The sequence below is a fragment of the Acinetobacter sp. WU_MDCI_Abxe161 genome (assembly GCF_025514355.1).
GTDB lineage: Bacteria > Pseudomonadota > Gammaproteobacteria > Pseudomonadales > Moraxellaceae > Acinetobacter > Acinetobacter pittii_E.
Genome location: NZ_JAHPTU010000007.1, coordinates 77573 through 95697, shown reverse-complemented (window position 1 = coordinate 95697; position 18125 = coordinate 77573). Strand labels below are relative to the sequence as shown.

General features: G+C 39.7%; 14 protein-coding genes. 8 read left to right on the top strand and 6 right to left on the bottom strand.

Features of this window, described 5'->3' with window-relative positions; genetic code table 11:
• Positions 1-28: 28 nt before the first annotated feature.
• The 4 genes from KTI78_RS09945 to KTI78_RS09930 form a co-directional block, all read right to left on the bottom strand.
• Positions 29-3286 (bottom strand): KAP family NTPase, encoded by a 3258-nt coding sequence (locus tag KTI78_RS09945; RefSeq protein WP_262445985.1) that lies wholly within the window; start codon positions 3284-3286, stop codon positions 29-31.
• A 183-nt stretch (positions 3287-3469) separates the two neighbouring features.
• A complete protein-coding gene (locus KTI78_RS09940) occupies positions 3470-4753 on the bottom strand; it encodes a ribonucleotide-diphosphate reductase subunit beta (protein WP_016142096.1) in 1284 nt (427 codons plus the stop codon).
• A gap of 138 nt (positions 4754-4891) precedes the next feature.
• Entirely contained in the window at positions 4892-5026 is a 135-nt protein-coding gene (locus KTI78_RS09935; protein ID WP_002120013.1) for a hypothetical protein, read from the bottom strand.
• A 56-nt stretch (positions 5027-5082) separates the two neighbouring features.
• Positions 5083-7917 carry a ribonucleoside-diphosphate reductase subunit alpha gene (locus KTI78_RS09930; RefSeq protein WP_002120003.1) on the bottom strand — a complete coding sequence of 945 codons (2835 nt, stop codon included), beginning with the start codon at positions 7915-7917 and terminating at the stop codon, positions 5083-5085.
• Positions 7918-8270: 353 nt separating this feature from the next.
• On the opposite strand from KTI78_RS09930, the gene KTI78_RS09925 reads away from it, so the two are divergent.
• From KTI78_RS09925 to bfmS, 3 genes are read left to right on the top strand one after another with little or no spacing between them, the layout of a single operon-like run.
• Positions 8271-8453, top strand: coding sequence for a hypothetical protein (locus KTI78_RS09925; protein WP_031945548.1), 183 nt, complete (start codon positions 8271-8273; stop codon positions 8451-8453).
• Positions 8450-9166: a response regulator transcription factor BfmR gene (gene bfmR / locus KTI78_RS09920; RefSeq protein ID WP_000076440.1), complete on the top strand. Its 717-nt coding sequence runs from the start codon at positions 8450-8452 to the stop codon at positions 9164-9166. Before KTI78_RS09925 ends, bfmR begins: the two co-directional genes overlap by 4 nt.
• Before the next feature lie 32 nt (positions 9167-9198).
• A complete protein-coding gene (bfmS, locus tag KTI78_RS09915) occupies positions 9199-10848 on the top strand; it encodes a sensor histidine kinase BfmS (RefSeq protein WP_016142095.1) in 1650 nt (549 codons plus the stop codon).
• A gap of 21 nt (positions 10849-10869) precedes the next feature.
• Here the strand turns inward: bfmS and KTI78_RS09910 are convergent, their stop codons facing one another.
• Together KTI78_RS09910 and KTI78_RS09905 are read right to left on the bottom strand one after the other, a co-directional pair.
• A complete protein-coding gene (locus tag KTI78_RS09910; RefSeq protein ID WP_016142094.1) occupies positions 10870-11223 on the bottom strand; it encodes a hypothetical protein in 354 nt (117 codons plus the stop codon).
• Between the two features lie 92 nt (positions 11224-11315).
• Positions 11316-12734 carry a diguanylate cyclase gene (locus tag KTI78_RS09905; protein ID WP_262445984.1) on the bottom strand — a complete coding sequence of 473 codons (1419 nt, stop codon included), beginning with the start codon at positions 12732-12734 and terminating at the stop codon, positions 11316-11318.
• A 425-nt stretch (positions 12735-13159) separates the two neighbouring features.
• Between KTI78_RS09905 and ndhC the strand changes: the two genes are divergently transcribed.
• The 5 genes from ndhC to nuoF all read left to right on the top strand — a co-directional run bounded on the left by ndhC (position 13160) and on the right by nuoF (position 18118).
• Positions 13160-13711: an NADH-quinone oxidoreductase subunit A gene (ndhC, locus tag KTI78_RS09900; protein WP_003653481.1), complete on the top strand. Its 552-nt coding sequence runs from the start codon at positions 13160-13162 to the stop codon at positions 13709-13711.
• Positions 13712-13717: 6 nt separating this feature from the next.
• Positions 13718-14395: a NuoB/complex I 20 kDa subunit family protein gene (locus tag KTI78_RS09895; protein WP_002050353.1), complete on the top strand. Its 678-nt coding sequence runs from the start codon at positions 13718-13720 to the stop codon at positions 14393-14395.
• A gap of 84 nt (positions 14396-14479) precedes the next feature.
• The gene (gene nuoC / locus KTI78_RS09890; protein WP_002120052.1) at positions 14480-16267 is read left to right on the top strand and encodes an NADH-quinone oxidoreductase subunit C/D; all 1788 of its coding nucleotides are present in this window, start codon (positions 14480-14482) and stop codon (positions 16265-16267) included.
• Between the two features lie 13 nt (positions 16268-16280).
• On the top strand, positions 16281-16790 hold the full coding sequence (gene nuoE, locus KTI78_RS09885) for an NADH-quinone oxidoreductase subunit NuoE (protein WP_003653477.1): 510 nt from the start codon (positions 16281-16283) through the stop codon (positions 16788-16790).
• On the top strand, positions 16787-18118 hold the full coding sequence (gene nuoF / locus KTI78_RS09880) for an NADH-quinone oxidoreductase subunit NuoF (RefSeq protein ID WP_002120030.1): 1332 nt from the start codon (positions 16787-16789) through the stop codon (positions 18116-18118). Before nuoE ends, nuoF begins: the two co-directional genes overlap by 4 nt.
• Positions 18119-18125 lie beyond the last annotated feature (7 nt).

Genomic DNA, 18125 nt, shown 5'->3' with positions numbered 1-18125 from the left:
AAGCCAGTCATAATTGTATATTTCAAGGTTATTTATAGATATCATAAAGTTGATTTAATGCTTTTGTTTCTGGAGAGTCTTCTTCAGATTTGAACTCTTCTAATTTTGTAATAATCCTTGAAATCAGCCCTTCAGATTTATTTTCTGGTTTAATGGATTTTTTAGTCAGTAACCAATAAATTCGATTCCATTGGTTGTTGTCCAACCATACCTTCAATCTTTCAGCCACTTTTTCCGGTGAAATTATAGAGAGATCTTGCCAATATATGCTTAGGTATTGGAACCCAGTATCATCAATAAAGTCTTCAGGCTGTTGGAAATATTCATTAGATATTTTGCTAAAATTATCTTCCTTATCTAAAAGGTATTCTGAAATTTTATCAAAGTGTTTCCAAACCTCTTTCTGAGTCTTATCTCCCTTAGCGATAACTTGTGATAACCATAGAAAGAAAGCTTCACTAAATTTGTAGTCAAGCTGGATTGGATAGTTAAAGAAATCACAAAGCTTCTTATCCTTGTTTAAATCATTCTCCCAATTTTCTTTATTGATATTTTTGATGAGCTCAATGACTTTACTCTGTGTTGGCTGGTCTCCATATTTTAGAAATAAGCATGAGCATTCACTATAAATTACAGGGCTATCCTTGTATTCGCTTTGCACATTGTCGTTGAATCCACCCATGGAACATATTTTAGTAATGATATCTGTGATCTGCTGTGTATCTTGAAGATATGAGTTATATTCATCAATAAAAAGAGCAGTCTCAGACTTTATACCAAATAACTGTTCATGCTCGCTTGATTTGATGATTTCAAGTGCTAAAAGATTTTCTTCATTACGGGCAATTCTTGAGATACGACCAAGTTGGTTGTATTTAGCTAGAAACTGAATAGTCTGTGTAATTTTTTCTTGAGAAGATGTTTTCCAATAATCTTTTATATCGGGTCTTTCAAATTGATTTTGAGTTTGGATCTCTTCAGTAAAGAGCAGGGCAACTAAGTAATATAACGAGGCATTATTTTTTATTTGTTCAGTGCTAATAGTTTGCTTTAAATGTACGTGTGTCTTTAATATTTTCTCTAAATTTTCAAAAGAAAAATTAGAAAGAAGTGCAAATGATAATTCATATAGCTCATCAATATCCTTCACTCTTTGGTTATAAGGTGTACTAAAGAGTTCCACTAACTTATTTATGACTCCTTCCCATTTCGCTTTATTTTTTATATAGGGAATTGTTTCAATAAGTAGATTTACATCCTCTTGTTGTATTTGAGCGACATTGGTTAAAGCATCAACACTCCAAGAAGAAAACTCATTTAGATTAGGAGTAATTTCTGGGAATCGAATGTTGTGACTTTTAGTAAGAGCTAACCATTTTGCCCATTGTATCTTGTTTAATGAAGCATAAGTTAAGGTAGGAAAGGTACTACCTAAATAACCAATAGTATCAATTAGTGCTCTTAATTCTGTTAAAGGGTCAGAATTTTTAATATTTTCTGGTTTTGATGTGACATGAACGCATAGTTTTTTAATACTTTCTGAAAGCCACTTTATATCTTCATCTCTATTTCCTAGGAAAGAAATTAGTGTTTCTAATGTTTTACTATATTCCCATGCCTCATTTAGCTCCCAATCGCTAGCTTTTATTGTTTTCCATTGTATTAGGAGATATTCCATATATTGGAACAATTGTTGGTCATCAGTAGTAAATTCAGAGCATATATAATTTGTAAAATGATTCAATTTACCAGATTCAAATGCATTATTCTTTTCAAAAAATATATCCCAATTGGTTGACCATGTAAGCCAGAATACGCTTTTATGCTCCTCAACAAGCTTTCGAAGATTACTTGGGACTAACTCATCTAAAGTACTTAATATAATTTCTTTTAATAAAAGTTCAGCTCCTTTTTCTTTTTCGACACCAAATAGTAAACCAGCTAATTCATATGTTAATGATATATCTTTGCTAAAAGATAACTTGTTGGTGTCATTTTCTACTAATATTTTTTTTAGCTCTGTTCCACTATATTGAAGGTGTAAAAAGGAATAGAGTGCAAGAGATTTAGTTGAAAATTTCTCTTTCCATTTATAGCCGTTCATACCAACTTGATTCACCCAAGCTCGCATTTTTCTAGGGGTAGGGGTGCTATCTTTTATAGCAACAATCCGACTATATTCGTTCAACAATGTATCTTTACTATCTTGTGACCAACCTATTAATGATTGATCAATGCTTTGACGACAATATCCAAGCCAATTGGATGTGATAGGCTGAGGAACTTCTACACGGACTTGGAAGCATTTGTCTAAAAAGGACGCTGCTGTTTCTGCTTTATCTTTATCCCATATTGCTGAGAAGCCATCTCTATCATAGGGTACGATAAACCATATTTTGTTTTGTAGATTAGCTATCTCATTCGATAGTGAGCGATTTTGAAAGAATGTTTGAAGTGTTGACCAGATACTTTTTGCTTGATCTGGATCGACACGGTCTAAGTTATCTATAACAATAAGTGCTTTAGTGTAGTTATTTGATTTAAAAGCAATTTCTAATATTTGTTTAAAATAGTTTTGAAATTCTATTGATGTTCGTTCCCCTTGCTCAGAGATATCTTGGGTATAGTTTTCTGTTGATTCGGTTCTGAAGAAATCCCAATTTCTTTGATTTGTAAGTGGATCAATATCCCCCCTTTTAGACCAATACAGGAGTACCCATGCTGGACTAAATAAGAAAATTAAAGATAAAAGGAAAAAGATTATGAAGGTCCAGTAAATAGGGTGTGTTGAGTCAAAACTTAACTTATCAAAATTTAGCTTATTAAAGAAAGCTATCCCTGCTGGTACTGCGAAAGCACAAACAGACAAAAGCTTACCTAGTCTAGAAGCAGACTTTTTTGCACTAACATCTACAGTCTTTTTTCTACCGCTTAATTGCTTTTGAAGCTCTTGTAGATCATTATTTGTTTCATCTGGATCGATGGTTTGAATAAGACTTTCTAAAAATATTCTTCTAAGTGGTTCATCTTCATGAGCCCAAGCATCAAACAAAAAGAATAAACTTGCCTCGTTTTTCTGAATTAGATCCTGGTGAAACATATTTATAACTGTTGATTTACCTGCTCCCCATGAGCCTTCTAAACCAATAGTGATATTTCCATTAGAAGAGTTGATAACTTGAAGTAATGTCTCAGCTGAGTGTTGATGAGTTTTATGCTCAAATAAGTCTTCAATAGCTGCATCATCATTTAAAATTTTAAATTCGAAAGTTTGTGTTTCTAGCATTTTTAATTATTCCCCATTATTACGTTATTAATATCCGTCCAAAATTTTTTAAATAAAATGGATTTTGATAAAGAAACCGCCATGAGTTGGCGGTTTCTTTATCAATGACAACTTATGTGTCGCTCAATGACATTTTATGTGTCGCAAATGACAACATATGTGTCGCGTGACGATAAGTTAGACTTACCAGCTTAACGCACCACCAGTCTGGTAGTCTGTTACGCGAGTTTCGAAGAAGTTCTTCTCTTTACGTAAGTCCATCATCTCAGACATCCACGCAAATGGGTTAGTTACACCAGCAAATTGCTCTGGTAAACCTAACTGAGATAAACGGCGGTTACAGATGAATTTCAAGTATTCTTCCATCATGCTTGCGTTCATACCCAATACACCGCGTGGCATTGTGTCACGTGCATATTCGATTTCAAGCATTGTACCTTCAACAATCATTTGAACCACTTCTTGTTGGAACTCAGCAGTCCAAAGGTGTGGGTTCTCAATCTTGATTTGGTTAATCATGTCGATACCAAAGTTCAAGTGCATCGATTCATCACGCAAGATGTATTGGAACTGCTCAGCAACACCGTTCATCTTGTTACGACGGCCCATACTCAAAATTTGAGTAAAGCCACAGTAGAAGAAGATCCCTTCAAGTACACAGTAGAATGCGATCAGGTTACGAAGTAAACGCTGGTCGTTTTCAGGTGTGCCTGTGTGGAAATTAGGGTCAGTTAAAGATTGCGTGTATTTCAAGCCCCAAGCTGCTTTACGTGCAACAGATGGAATCTCGCGGTACATGTTAAAGACTTCGCCTTCGTCCATACCTAAAGATTCGATACAGTATTGGTAAGCGTGAGTGTGAATTGCTTCTTCAAATGCTTGACGCAAGATGTACTGACGGCATTCAGGGTTAGTAATATGACGGTAAATCGCCAATACCAAGTTGTTTGCAACCAAAGAGTCCGCAGTCGAGAAGAAACCTAAAGAACGCATAACAATAGTACGCTCATCTTCGGTCAAGCCATTTTCAGACTTCCAAAGCGCGATGTCGTGGTTCATGTTAACTTCTTGAGGCATCCAGTGGTTTGCACACCCGTCAAGATATTTCTGCCAAGCCCACTCATATTTAAATGGAACAAGTTGGTTCAAGTCCGCACGACAGTTAATCATTGCTTTGTCGTCAACTTGAACACGTTGAGCACCCATTTCTAGCTCTTCAAGGCCAGGGGCAACGTCTAAATGTTCTAAGGCTTGAGCGGCTCTAGCCACTGTATCGGAGGCAACTGTTGGTCGCACGGAATGGGTTCCAGCGGATTGTGGAGCTGCCACGCTCGGCGATGATGGCTGCGCAGTAGATACATTCTGCGAATCTGACGCTTTTTCCGATTGGACGGGCGCAGACTTGTGTTCAGGTGCAGTCGGTTTTTGCGAATCATCTTCAAAATCGTCCCAACTAAGGATAGACATTTTTGTTCTCTCTTCGTTGTATATATCTATATTTGACATCTCTTAAACGAAGATGTCCCTACTATACGCTTTTAATGTGTAAACAAAATTAAGTTTTATTGATGCATGACCAAATTTTGGGCCTTTGGTCTCTACCCACTACAACTTATTTTGTTTACGCTGCTGCTTACGTATGGTGATAAATGCGTAAACCATCGGCATATAAAAGAAAATAAAGGCAAAGATTAAAACTCCAACACCAAGCATATAGTTATGGCTGAGATGAGAAAGCATAATCTTTACCTCTTTTAAAATTGCTCTTTAGTGAAAAAGAGCAATTTTATTGAATGTTATTGGCAAGCTTCACAATCAGGGTTATCGATTGAACAAGCCATTGGTACTGGAGCTGCTTGAGTAAAGCCTTCTTCTTCAACCGCTGCTTCTGGTTTCTTCGCTTCTACCACAGGGGCAGCAACCGCCGCTGCTTCAACAGTCGCTGGTTTAACTGCGTTTAAAGCACCTGTGTTGATTGTAGATTTTTCAGCAGAAGTTGCACCTAAAGCTCGGAGGTAATAAGTCGTCTTAAGACCACGTAACCATGCCATCTTGTAAGTGATGTCAAGTTTCTTACCGTTTGCACCAGAGATGTAAAGGTTAAGTGACTGAGCTTGATCAATCCATTTTTGACGGCGTGATGCAGCATCAACGATCCAACGTGTATCCACTTCAAACGCAGTAGCAAAGATTGCTTTTAATTCTTCAGGAATACGAGCAATTTTTTGTACTGAACCTTCAAAGTGTTTAAGGTCGTTAACCATTACTGTGTCCCAAAGACCACGTTCTTTTAATGCACGAACAAGGTATGGGTTAATAACAGTGAATTCACCAGACAAGTTAGATTTCACATATAAGTTTTGGAATGTTGGCTCAATAGACTGAGAAACACCACAAATGTTAGAGATGGTTGCAGTTGGAGCAATTGCCATCACGTTTGAGTTACGCATACCGTCTTTTTGAACTTTGGCACGTAAAGTGTCCCAGTCTAAACGTTGAGTACGGTCAACTTCGAACATGCGCTCTGGACGAGACTTCGCAACAATTTCTAAAGAGTCGATTGGAAGGATGCCTTGATCCCACAATGAACCTTTGAATGTTGAGTAAGCACCGCGTTCAACAGCCAAGTTGCTTGAAGTTTCAATCGCGTAGTAGCTAATTACTTCCATTGATTCATCAGCAAAATCAACGGCAGCATCTGAACCGTAAGCAATACCCATTTCATATAGAGCATCTTGGAAGCCCATGATACCCATACCCACAGGGCGGTGTTTCAAGTTCGAGTTTTTCGCTTGTGGTACAGCGTAGTAGTTAATGTCGATCACGTTATCGAGCATACGTACAGCTGTTTTAATTGTGCGAGCTAATTTCTCACGGTCTAACACACCACCTTGAACGTGTTGTACAAGGTTGATCGAACCTAAGTTACATACTGCAATTTCGTCTTGATTTGTGTTCAAGGTAATTTCAGTACATAAGTTAGATGAGTGAACTACGCCAACATGTTGTTGTGGTGAACGTAAGTTACATACATCTTTGAATGTGATCCACGGGTGACCAGTTTCAAACAACATAGAAAGCATTTTGCGCCATAAATCTTTAGCACGTACTTTCTTATGTAGCATGTTAGTTTCTTTCGCTACAGATTCATAGTAAGCATAACGCTCAGCAAATTCAGCACCAGTTAAGTCGTGCAAGTCTGGAGTTTCAGAAGGAGTAAATAATGTCCATTCACCATCTTCAAATACACGTTGCATAAACAAATCTGGAACCCAGTTCGCAGTGTTCATGTCGTGAGTACGGCGACGGTCATCACCCGTGTTTTTACGAAGCTCTAAGAACTCTTCGATGTCTAAGTGCCAAGTTTCTAAGTATGCACAAACGGCACCTTTACGCTTACCACCTTGGTTTACTGCAACAGCTGTATCGTTCGCAACTTTCAAGAATGGAACAACACCCTGAGACTTACCGTTTGTACCTTTAATATAAGAGTTCAAGGCACGTACAGGTGTCCAGTCATTACCTAAACCGCCAGCCCATTTAGAAAGCATCGCGTTGTCACGCATTGCGCCATAAATGTCATAAAGGTCATCGCCAATTGTTGTTAAGTAACAACTTGAAAGCTGTGGACGTAATGTACCTGAGTTAAACAGGGTAGGCGTAGAAGCCATGTAGTCGAAGCTAGACAATAAGTTATAGAACTCAATTGCACGTTCTTCTTTATCTTGCTCATTGAGTGCAAGACCCATCGACACACGCATGAAGAATAATTGTGGTAATTCGAAGCGAACGCCGTTTGAGTGAATGAAGTAACGGTCAAATAAAGTCTGTAAACCTAGGTAGGTAAACTGATTAGAACGTTCTGGCTGAATTGCTGCTGATAATTTTTCTAAGTCAAAGTCAAGCAAGTCAGGTGAAAGCAAATCAAGCTCAACACCTTTTTTCAAGAATGCTTCAAGTGCATTGTTTTCAGGTGTATCTGTTGATAAGCCTAAGAACGTTAAACCAGTGCTCACTAATTCGTTACAAAGCAAACGTGCAGTGACGTAAGTGTAGTTTGGTTCTTGTTCAATACGGGTACGTGTTGCCATCATCATTGTTGTGGCAATATCACTTTCTTTTACGCCGTTATATAAGTTTTTAACGGTTTCATCCACAATGGCTTGAACGTCAATACCTTCCAAACCTTCAGCTGCCTTAGAAACAGTTGCTTGCAATGCACTTAAATCAAGTGGCTGAAGCTGACCGTTTTTGTCGGTAACTTGTAAAGTAGGGTGGTGGTTTGAGTTCGTTTGCTGACGAGCGCTAGCACGTTGTTCACGGTAAATCACATAAGCGCGGGCAACCTTTTGTTCCCCAGTACGCATTAAAGCAAGTTCTACTTGATCTTGAATTTCTTCAATATGGATCGTACCGCCCGATGGTAAACGGCGAGTAAAAGTATTTAAGACCATTTCCGTCAACTGGGTAATACGGTCATGAATACGGCTAGAATCCGAACTCTGTTGACCTTCCACAGCAAGAAAAGCTTTACCAATCGCAACTGAAATTTTCTCTGCATCAAATGCAGCAACATCTCCAGTGCGTTTAATCACCTGAATTTGACCGGGAGTCGAAGTAATTACGCTCATGCCAGCATAGCTCCATTGTCACTTTTGTTATGTTCATAGACCGTTTGAACCGAGCAAAAAACATGCCACGATATTTGAGGGATAAACACAAGACTTAGTAGTTAAAGTTTATTTTCAACACAAGATACGGGATTTTTCATAGCAGATCAATCTTGACTTTTTAGTAATTTTTTATCTGTATGATTTGATGGGAGATAGCATAGCAAAGCTGTTAAAAAACACTTATAGATAAGTTTGTGGATAACTCAAAAAACAAACACTTAAATAAATTTAAACTAAACAGAGAAATAATTTGTTTAATATTCATACATTGGAAATATGAATAGAATATGAAATTTAATAACAATAAATAAATCTTAAAAACACGTGAAAATTCAAAGGCTAATAAAATGCAACAAAATACGATTGTCATGTATCAGTTTGGTGAACGCCTACTTGTTTACAATGTAAACGTGTGTATATTGCAAATGATAAACGAATGTATCTGCAAGATTTTTAAGATGCATGAAACGAGATTTATAGGGGCAATGATATGAGCCAAGAAGAAAAGTTACCAAAGATTCTGATCGTTGAAGATGATGAGCGCTTAGCGCGTTTAACTCAAGAATATTTAATTCGCAACGGTTTAGAAGTTGGTGTAGAAACTGATGGTAACCGTGCAATTCGTCGTATTATCAGTGAACAACCAGACCTAGTGGTCTTGGATGTCATGTTGCCGGGTGCCGATGGCTTAACTGTTTGCCGTGAAGTTCGTCCACATTACCATCAACCGATTCTTATGTTGACTGCACGTACAGAAGATATGGATCAGGTACTTGGTTTAGAAATGGGCGCAGATGACTATGTCGCTAAACCTGTTCAACCGCGTGTTCTTTTAGCGCGTATCCGTGCACTCTTACGTCGCACAGACAAAACTGTAGAAGATGAAGTTGCACAGCGTATCGAGTTTGATGACCTTGTCATCGACAATGGCGGTCGTTCTGTAACGCTAAATGGTGAACTTGTTGACTTCACCAGCGCAGAATATGACCTATTATGGTTGCTTGCATCAAATGCTGGTCGTATCTTATCGCGTGAAGATATCTTCGAACGTTTACGTGGTATCGAATACGATGGTCAGGACCGTTCAATCGACGTCCGTATTTCACGTATTCGTCCAAAAATTGGCGATGATCCTGAAAATCCAAAGCGTATTAAAACAGTACGTAGTAAAGGTTACTTGTTCGTTAAAGAAACCAACGGGTTATAAGGTCGGAATAAACTTCCTATAAGGTTGATCGAGTGTTTAAACACAGTATATTCCTGCGAATTTATGCGGGACTGGTAATTCTTGTTGTTTTGGTTGCTGTATTTGGTTATTTGCTTGTACAAATCATCAATTATCAACGGGCACAAGAATACCGAGAATCTTTAACTGATGGTATTTCTTATGTCATTAGTGAAGGGGTGGCTCGACAACCGGGGAAGCAACAGAAAATAGACTGGGTTTCAGACGCATCAGATTTATTGGAACTTCCAATTTACTATACTGATGCAAGCAAGGTTGAGTTATCTCGTACCGAGAAAAAACGAATCGAAGCTCAAAAGTCTGTTGTCCGTTACGATGCCAGTAATAGTATTGCGTATATCATTATTGGCTTGCGTGACGACCCACAGCATTATCTATCTATAAAAGTCGACAAGATTAGTGAGCGCCAAATGAAGGCTCTCCCTATTTTTGTACTTGATTATCTAATGTTTTATCCGGGGCAAGAACAAGAATATCTTGCCAAGATTCAAAAACATTTCTCTTATCCAATTAATATCTACAATATTCAAGACGTTAATTTGGACTCTGAGCAAATTGGTCGTTTACGCCAAGATCAAAGCGTCATGTTGTACAAAGACAGTGCAACAGTTCGCGGTACAACTATTTCAATCGTATCTCCAATCCCGAATCATCCTACACAGGTTCTCGTGCTTGGACCGGTGCCGATGTTTAATTGGATGCCTTTGCAGCTTTCAGCAGGGATTACCTTATTTAGCTTATTCTTGTTGAGTCTAGGCGTTTATGGGTTGATCTTGCCGCTAGAGCGTAAAATTCGCCAAGTGCGTTATGCATTAAACCGTATGAAGTCTGGTGATTTGTCATTGCGTGTTCCTATTGAAGGAAGTGACGAAATGGCAAACTTGGCATCAAGTTATAACAACATGTCTGATCATATCCAGCGTTTAATTGAGGCTCAGCGTGAGTTAATGAGAGCAGTATCTCATGAGCTTAGAACACCTGTGGCTCGTATTCGCTTTGGTACAGAAATGTTGGCTGAAGAAGATGATTACAACCATCGTATGCATCAGGTCGATATGATTGATAAAGATATTGAAGCACTCAATACTTTAATTGATGAAATCATGACTTATGCAAAACTAGAGCAGGGTACACCTTCACTAGATTTCGATGAAATTACTTTATTTGATGTGTTGGATCAGGTTGCTGTCGAAACTGAAGCTTTAAAAACGCAAAAAGAAATTGAACTGGTTGCTCCTCCTCTTTATGTAAAAGTAGATGCAGAGCGTCGTTATTTACATCGTGTTGTTCAAAACTTGGTAGGTAACGCGGTTCGTTATTGCGATAATAAAGTTCGAATTACCGGTGGCATTCACAGCGATGGCATGGCCTTTGTGTGTGTTGAAGATGATGGTGCCGGTATTCCTGAACAAGACCGTCAAAGAGTATTTGAAGCTTTTGCTCGTTTAGATGATAGCCGTACTCGTGCGTCGGGTGGTTATGGTTTAGGATTGTCTATTGTAAGTCGTATTGCATATTGGTTTGGTGGTGAAATTAAAGTCGATGAAAGCCCAAGCTTGGGTGGCGCTCGCTTTATCATGACATGGCCAGCAAAACGCTTTAAACAGCCTCCTTTAAAAGCCAATAAAAAAGCACCTTCATAAGGTGCTTTTTTATTGGGCTATTTATAGTCGAGTTGCATCTGGTTCCAAAATAGGTTTTCCGCTTCTTAAGCTGGTTAACGCATCGGAATTAAAGTCGATCAGTAACGAATTATTTTTTGCATCAATCTGGTATTTTTGAATAAGAGGTTGGTCTCCATTAATTGTTTCTATTTTATATTCATCAGCAATATGCAAAATACCTTCTAGGTTTGTTGTGGTTGACGCAAAATCCTGTCTAAATATTTCATAGACATCCCGCAAGTCAAAAATTGCATTATTAGCATCTGGATGTTTGTGAATATAGCTTTCTATATGTCGCACAAGTAGCTGTGCAAACAAGTAGTAATTTGGTTTGTGCGTATATTCTAGAGTCATGCATTTTTCTCCTTATTATCTGTTATTAGCATACATGGCAAAATACAGCTTATTGTATAAAATTCATTACACTAGATGATGAAATGAAAAAATTATAAAGAGATAAACACCCGATTACGTCCTTGGCGTTTTGCTTGATATAAAGCGTCATCTGCTTCTTTAAACAAACTCTCAATCGCTCTATGGGACGATGGGGAATATAAACTTATACCAATACTCACCTGTATGAAAATGGGTAATTTTCCATAAATATAAATAGGTTGCTGGCTAATTTTAATTCGGATTTGTTCTGCCAGTTCAAAAGCACTTTCCTTGCTGGTATCTGCAATAAAAATCGCAAATTCTTCACCGCCCAAGCGGCCTAACAAATCATGAGGATGCAAAATATTTTGAATCGTGGTGACACAAGTCTGTAGCGCACGATCACCGATTTGATGACCGTAGTTGTCGTTGACTTGTTTGAAATGGTCGACATCCAACATGAAAAAAGCTGAGGTTTTATTTTCTTTTTGTACTTTTTCTTGAAGTAATCTGACCGACTGTAAAAACTGGCGTCGAGTAAGACTAGAAGTCAGCTCGTCATGTGCAATTGCATGTTGAAGCTTCTGAATTAATTCTGAATGTAAAACACTAATACTCGAAACTGTCAGAGGGGCAATCGTCATCATGATTAACCCTATACGAATTGAAATCGTATTGCTGAAATACTCATTCGGATAGAGCAAAAGGTAATGTCCGGAAACATGATAAATAATATAGGCGCTGGTAAGGCTCGTAATGAGTGCAACAACAATAGGTTTATAGCGAATAGCGCACCAGATGAGCGCAGCAATGGGGTAGAGTAGCGAACCGGGACCGGAGTCATAATAACTGGCTGCGATGGAAATCAGAACAGCCCCAAAAGGTAAAAGGACGGTTGCCTGTAACCCACGACTTCTCGAAAAGTAATGCTTTACCTGACTATATTGAGGTAGGTTCAATATGATAGGTAAAAGAAGCAAAGCATTTTGCAATTCAGAAGTGAACCAATAACCGAATTCATCCAACAAACCACCCAACATAAATTTAGTATTAAACATAGGCACGAAAGTTGCTGCAAACAATCCGCCTACTACGCTACCGACTCCGCATAGAGCAAATAAAAAGAGGTAAGAATAGCCTCGGTAGGCTGCTTTAATATGCTGATTAAAAAATATATAGAGCGCAAACGTAGTAACAACATAAAGAAAATTTGAAGTTGTTAAAACGAGTGTGAGAGCAAAGGGCGTGCCTTGAAATAGATCGGCAATAACATAGCCGCTATATGCACCTAAAAATGTGCTTAGTCGACGTGTGTTCGGGAAGCGAATGAGCAAGCCAAGTAAAACGGAGTTGGCAGGCCAAAAAAACGCGAGAAAACTTAAAGGGCGAGATGCGATGCCAATGAAACAACATACTGCAATAATGATGCTAAACAGGAGAAAATATTTTAAAAAGGAGAAAGGTGAAAATTCACGAAGTGAGTATGGCATCAGCTGCCCTTAATGATAAATACTCTTATCTAAGAGTAATAAAATATTATGCATGATTAAACATTCATCATAATTCAGAGGAGAAGTTGAATACAATAAAAAACAAACTAATATTATAAAAAAGTAAGTTATTAAAACTTAATAGTCGATGAACTGTGTAAATATTCTAAAATTAAAAAATGAAAAAAATCATCATAAATAAAGAAACTATTAAATAAACCGATTATGTGCGGTGAAACCCCCCTTACAACACATAGATGAATAGTTTTGTTGGGAAAATCATCCGAAAGACTAAGACGCTTCAACTAGCATGGGAAATTAGAAATCAGGTACAATTGGCGGGATTAATTTTGTGTTTGGTGTATTTGAAGGCCAATACATACATTCTTTGTTAAATAAATAGGCCTGCCAGGAGTTATCCCCGCATGAGTGCCATTACTCCATACGACTGGGCGATTATCGCCTTCGTGATCGGCGTTACATTTCTTTGCGTCTTTATGCTCACAGTTCCCTTACTTCTCGGGGGAAAATCGTGGGGACGTGCTAAGCAAGAGCAGTTTGAATCAGGTGTCGTGAGTGCTGGTGGCGCTCGCATTCGCCTGTCTGCAAAGTTTTATTTAGTCGCAATTTTCTTTGTTGTCTTCGACTTAGAGGCTCTTTACCTCTATGCATGGTCTACTTCTGTGCGTGAAGTAGGGTGGTTGGGATATACCACTGTTGTGATCTTTGTCGTTGATTTATTGATTGCGCTTGTTTATGCCTTCTCTGTAGGTGCTCTAAGTTGGTCGCCAGCAGATCGCCGTAAATCAGCAGGTGAGGCGATTAAAATCGGTTCACCAACAATGAACATTGCTGAAATTACACGCTTTAATTCTATTGAAGAGCTCGTAACTGACCCTACAGGCCAGATTCCAGCTCAATCATCAGGTCGTGTTAAGTCAAAAACTACACCTGCATTGTCATCTGAAAAGGAGTAAGTCGGGATGAAATATACTCTGACCCGCGCGAATCCGGATGCTGATCAATACCCATTGCAAGAACGTCAAATTGTGACGGATCCGCTTGAAGAGGAAGTGAATAAAAACGTATTCATGACTCGTTTAGAGGATGTCTTGCATACAGCAGTAAACTGGGGACGTAAAAACTCCTTGTGGCCATTTAACTTTGGTACCTCATGTTGTTACGTCGAATATGCAACGACCTTAACAGGTGTGCATGACTTGTCACGTTTCGGTGCAGAGGTTATCCGTGCTTCACCTCGTCAGGCTGACTTGATGATTGTTGCAGGGACCTGTTTCGTAAAAATGGCACCAGTTATTCAGCGTCTTTATGAACAGATGTTAGAGCCTAAATGGGTCATTTCGATGGGTGCTTGTGCAAACTCTGGAGGTATGTACGACATCTATTCAGTAGTACAAGGTGTAGACAAAATTATTCCTGTTGACGTGTACGTCCCAGGTTGTCCGCCTCGTCCTGAAGCATTAATTCAAGCTTTAATGCTTTTACAAGACCAGATTCAATTAGAGCGACGCCCGCTTTCTGCCGTGATCGGTGATGATCTTCAGCCAGTGTATAAGCCAAAGATGATGCCAGAACGTGACCGTAAGAATGCACAGCGTATTGCCGTTAAAAACTTACGCTCTATGGATGAGATTAAATAATTTTTTGACGGTGTTTTGACATATCTAACTGATATGTTCATCGAGAAAATTGACAGAATTTGTATTAAATAGGAAGCCAAGCCAATGGCTGAAACTGACATTGCTATGCCAGAGTCAACAGCAGTTGATTCACGCCCAGCATTTGCAATCGTAGAAGAGCTCAAAACCAAATTTGGTGAGAACTTTTACGTGCAGGCGACTTTTGAAGAGTTTCCAACAGTCTGGGTTGAGCGCGCACGCGTGCAAGAAGTCCTTATGTTCCTACGTAAAGTGGAACGTCCGTATGTAATGCTATTTGACTTATCTGCGATGGATGAACGTTTACGTGTTCATCGTGATGGTCTACCAGCATCTGACTTCACTGTGTTCTATCATTTATTATCGCTTGAGCGTAATAGTGACATTCGTATCAAGGTTGCCTTGAACGAAAATGATCTTAACATTCCGACAGCGACAAATATCTGGCCAAATGCCAACTGGTATGAACGTGAAGCTTACGATATGTTCGGTATCAATTTCGAAGGGCATCCAATGCTCCGTCGTATTTTGTTGCCAACGTATTGGGAAGGTCATCCGCTTCGCAAAGAATACTCAGCACGTGCGACAGAATATACGCCGTACATGCAAGACAAAGCGAAACAAGACTTTGAACAAGAGCACTTACGTTTTGTGCCGGAAGACTGGGGTCTTAAGCGTGGTAACGCTGATGAAGACTTTATGTTCTTGAACTTGGGTCCTAACCATCCATCTGCACATGGTGCGTTCCGTGTTGTATTGCAGTTAGATGGCGAAGAAGTGAAGGACTGTGTACCTGATATCGGTTATCACCACCGTGGTGTGGAAAAGATGGCTGAACGTCAAACATGGCATTCTTTCATTCCTTATACTGACCGTGTTGACTACCTAGGTGGTTGTGCTCAAAACATGCCGTATGTGATGGCTGTCGAGCAAATGGCAGGTATTAAAGTTCCTGAACGTGCGCAAGTGATTCGTGTCATGTTGAACGAATTGTTCCGTATCAATAACCACTTATTATTCTGTGGTACGGCAATTCAGGATGCCGGTGGTATGACACCAGTATTCTATATGTTCGCAGACCGTCAAAAAGTTTACGACATTGTTGAAGCAATCACGGGTTACCGTATGCATCCAGCATGGTTCCGTATTGGCGGTACAGCACACGATCTTCCAAACAACTGGCAAAAGCTTGTTAAAGAATTGCTAGAGTGGATGCCTAAACGCTTAAACGAATACTACACAGCAGCATTGAAAAACTCTGTGTTTATTGGTCGTACGCGTAATGTTGCACAATACGATGCCAAATCTGCACTCGCATGGGGTGTAACTGGTACTGGTTTACGCGCAACAGGTATCGATTTTGATGTACGTAAATATCGTCCATACAGCGGCTATGAAAACTTCGATTTTGATGTGCCGGTTGAGTATGAAGGCGATGCTTATGCACGTGTGCTTGTTCACTTCCGTGAAATTACCGAGTCGCTAAAAATTATTCAACAGTGCTTGGATAACATGCCTTCTGGTCCATACAAAGCGGATCATCCATTGGCTGTTCCACCACCGAAAGATAAGACATTACAAGATATTGAAACCTTGATTACGCACTTCTTGAGCGTTTCATGGGGTCCTGTCATGCCAGCGGGCGAGTCATCATTTATGACTGAAGTGGTTAAAGGTGCAAGTACTTACTACTTGACTTCAGATAAAGCGACCATGAGTTATCGTACTCGTATTCGTACACCGACGTTTACTCACTTACAGCAAATGCCGTCAGTGATTAACGGAAGTTTAGTATCTGACTTAATCATTTATCTGGCGACCATTGACGTGGTTATGGCTGACGTGGATCGCTAAGAGGTAACACATAATGATGATTTTGACTGATAAAAAACCACGTGTGAATGTTGAAGGGATTTTGACTGCAGAAGAAATCCACGATATCGAACATCACATTGGTCACTATCCATACCCTCGTGCAGCCTCTTTGGATGCATTGAAATGCGTACAGCGCCGTAATGGTTGGGTAGATGACGCTCAGATGAATGCTATCGCACAGTTGTTGTCGATGAGCGTTGCTGATTTGGAAGGTGTCGCAACATTTTACAACCGTATCTATCGCCATCCGGTAGGTCGTCATGTGATTTTGCTTTGTGACTCAATTGCTTGCTTCTTGATGGGTGCAGAAACACTTGCTGAAGCATTCCAGCGCGAATTAGGAATTCAGTATGGTCAAACGACACCAGATGGTCGTTTTACGTTGCTTCCGATTTGCTGCCTAGGCAACTGCGACAAAGGCCCAACTTTAATGATTGATGAAGATACTCACGGTTTAGTCGAAGTGACATCAATTAAACAGTTATTGGAGAAGTATGTATGAATACTGAACCAAAACCAATTTATGGCGACGGTAATCCGGAAACTCATCCGCTCACTTGGCGTTTAAGCAAACAAGAAGCGGTACGTAGTGCTGATGATTACGAAGCACTTGAAGGTTATGCAGGCTTTAAAAAAGCATTAGGCATGAAACCTGCTGAAGTGTTAGACGTCATTAAAGCTGCAACTGTAAAAGGTCGTGGTGGTGCGGGTTTCCCAGCGGGTATTAAATGGTCATTGATGGCACCAAATGATGGTGGTCCACGTTACTTGATCTGTAATGCCGACGAAATGGAACCGGGTACCTTTAAAGACCGTTTGTTGATGGAAAAACTTCCACATCAATTGATCGAAGGCATGTTAATTGCGGGTTATACCTTAGAAGCAACTCAAGGTTATATCTTTATCCGTGGTGAATACATCGAGGCTGCTCAATATCTAAATGAAGCGTTAGAACAGATTCGTGCTAAAGGTTATTTAGGCGAAAACATCTTAGGTTCTGGCTGGAATTTTGATCTGCATGTACATACGGGTGCAGGGCGTTATATCTGTGGTGAAGAAACTGCATTGATTAACTCGCTTGAAGGCCGTCGTGCTAACCCTCGTACTAAGCCACCGTTCCCGCAAGTTGCAGGGGCATGGGGCCGTCCGACGATTGTGAACAACGTTGAAACTTATAACAACTTGCCAGCAATCATGCTTCGTGGACCAGAGTGGTATATCGGTTTATCAGCTGGTAAATCAAAAGATCCAGGCACTAAAATTTATGGTGCATCGGGTAAAGTTAAATTCCCAGGTCTTTGGGAATTGCCGTTTGGTACAACTGCACGTGAAGTCATTGAAGATCATGCAGGTGGTATGCGTGAGGGCTTAAAGCTCAAAGCATGGTTGCCAGGTGGTGCTTCAACTGACTTTTTACCAGCAGATACCATTGATTTACCAATGGATGCGGACACGATTATGAAAGCAGGTTCTCGTTTGGGAACATGTTTGTTAATGGTGGTAGACGAAACTCAATGTATGGTATCGCTCACTCGTAACTTAGAAGAGTTCTTTGCGCGTGAATCATGTGGTTTCTGTACACCGTGCCGTGATGGTTTGCCATGGGCTGTTAAAGCGCTTAAAGCACTTGAAGCAGGCGAAGGTAAGAAAGAAGATATCGACCATTTACAAGAACTAACTCGTAAATTATGGATTGGTAAAACTTTCTGTGCCCACGCACCAGGTGCGATGGAGCCGCTTATGGGCGCACTCAAACATTTCCGTGGTGAGTTTGAAGCGAAAGTGACGAATCGTCCTGTCGTGCAAACCAGCAACGTAGAACAAGCTTAAGGAATTC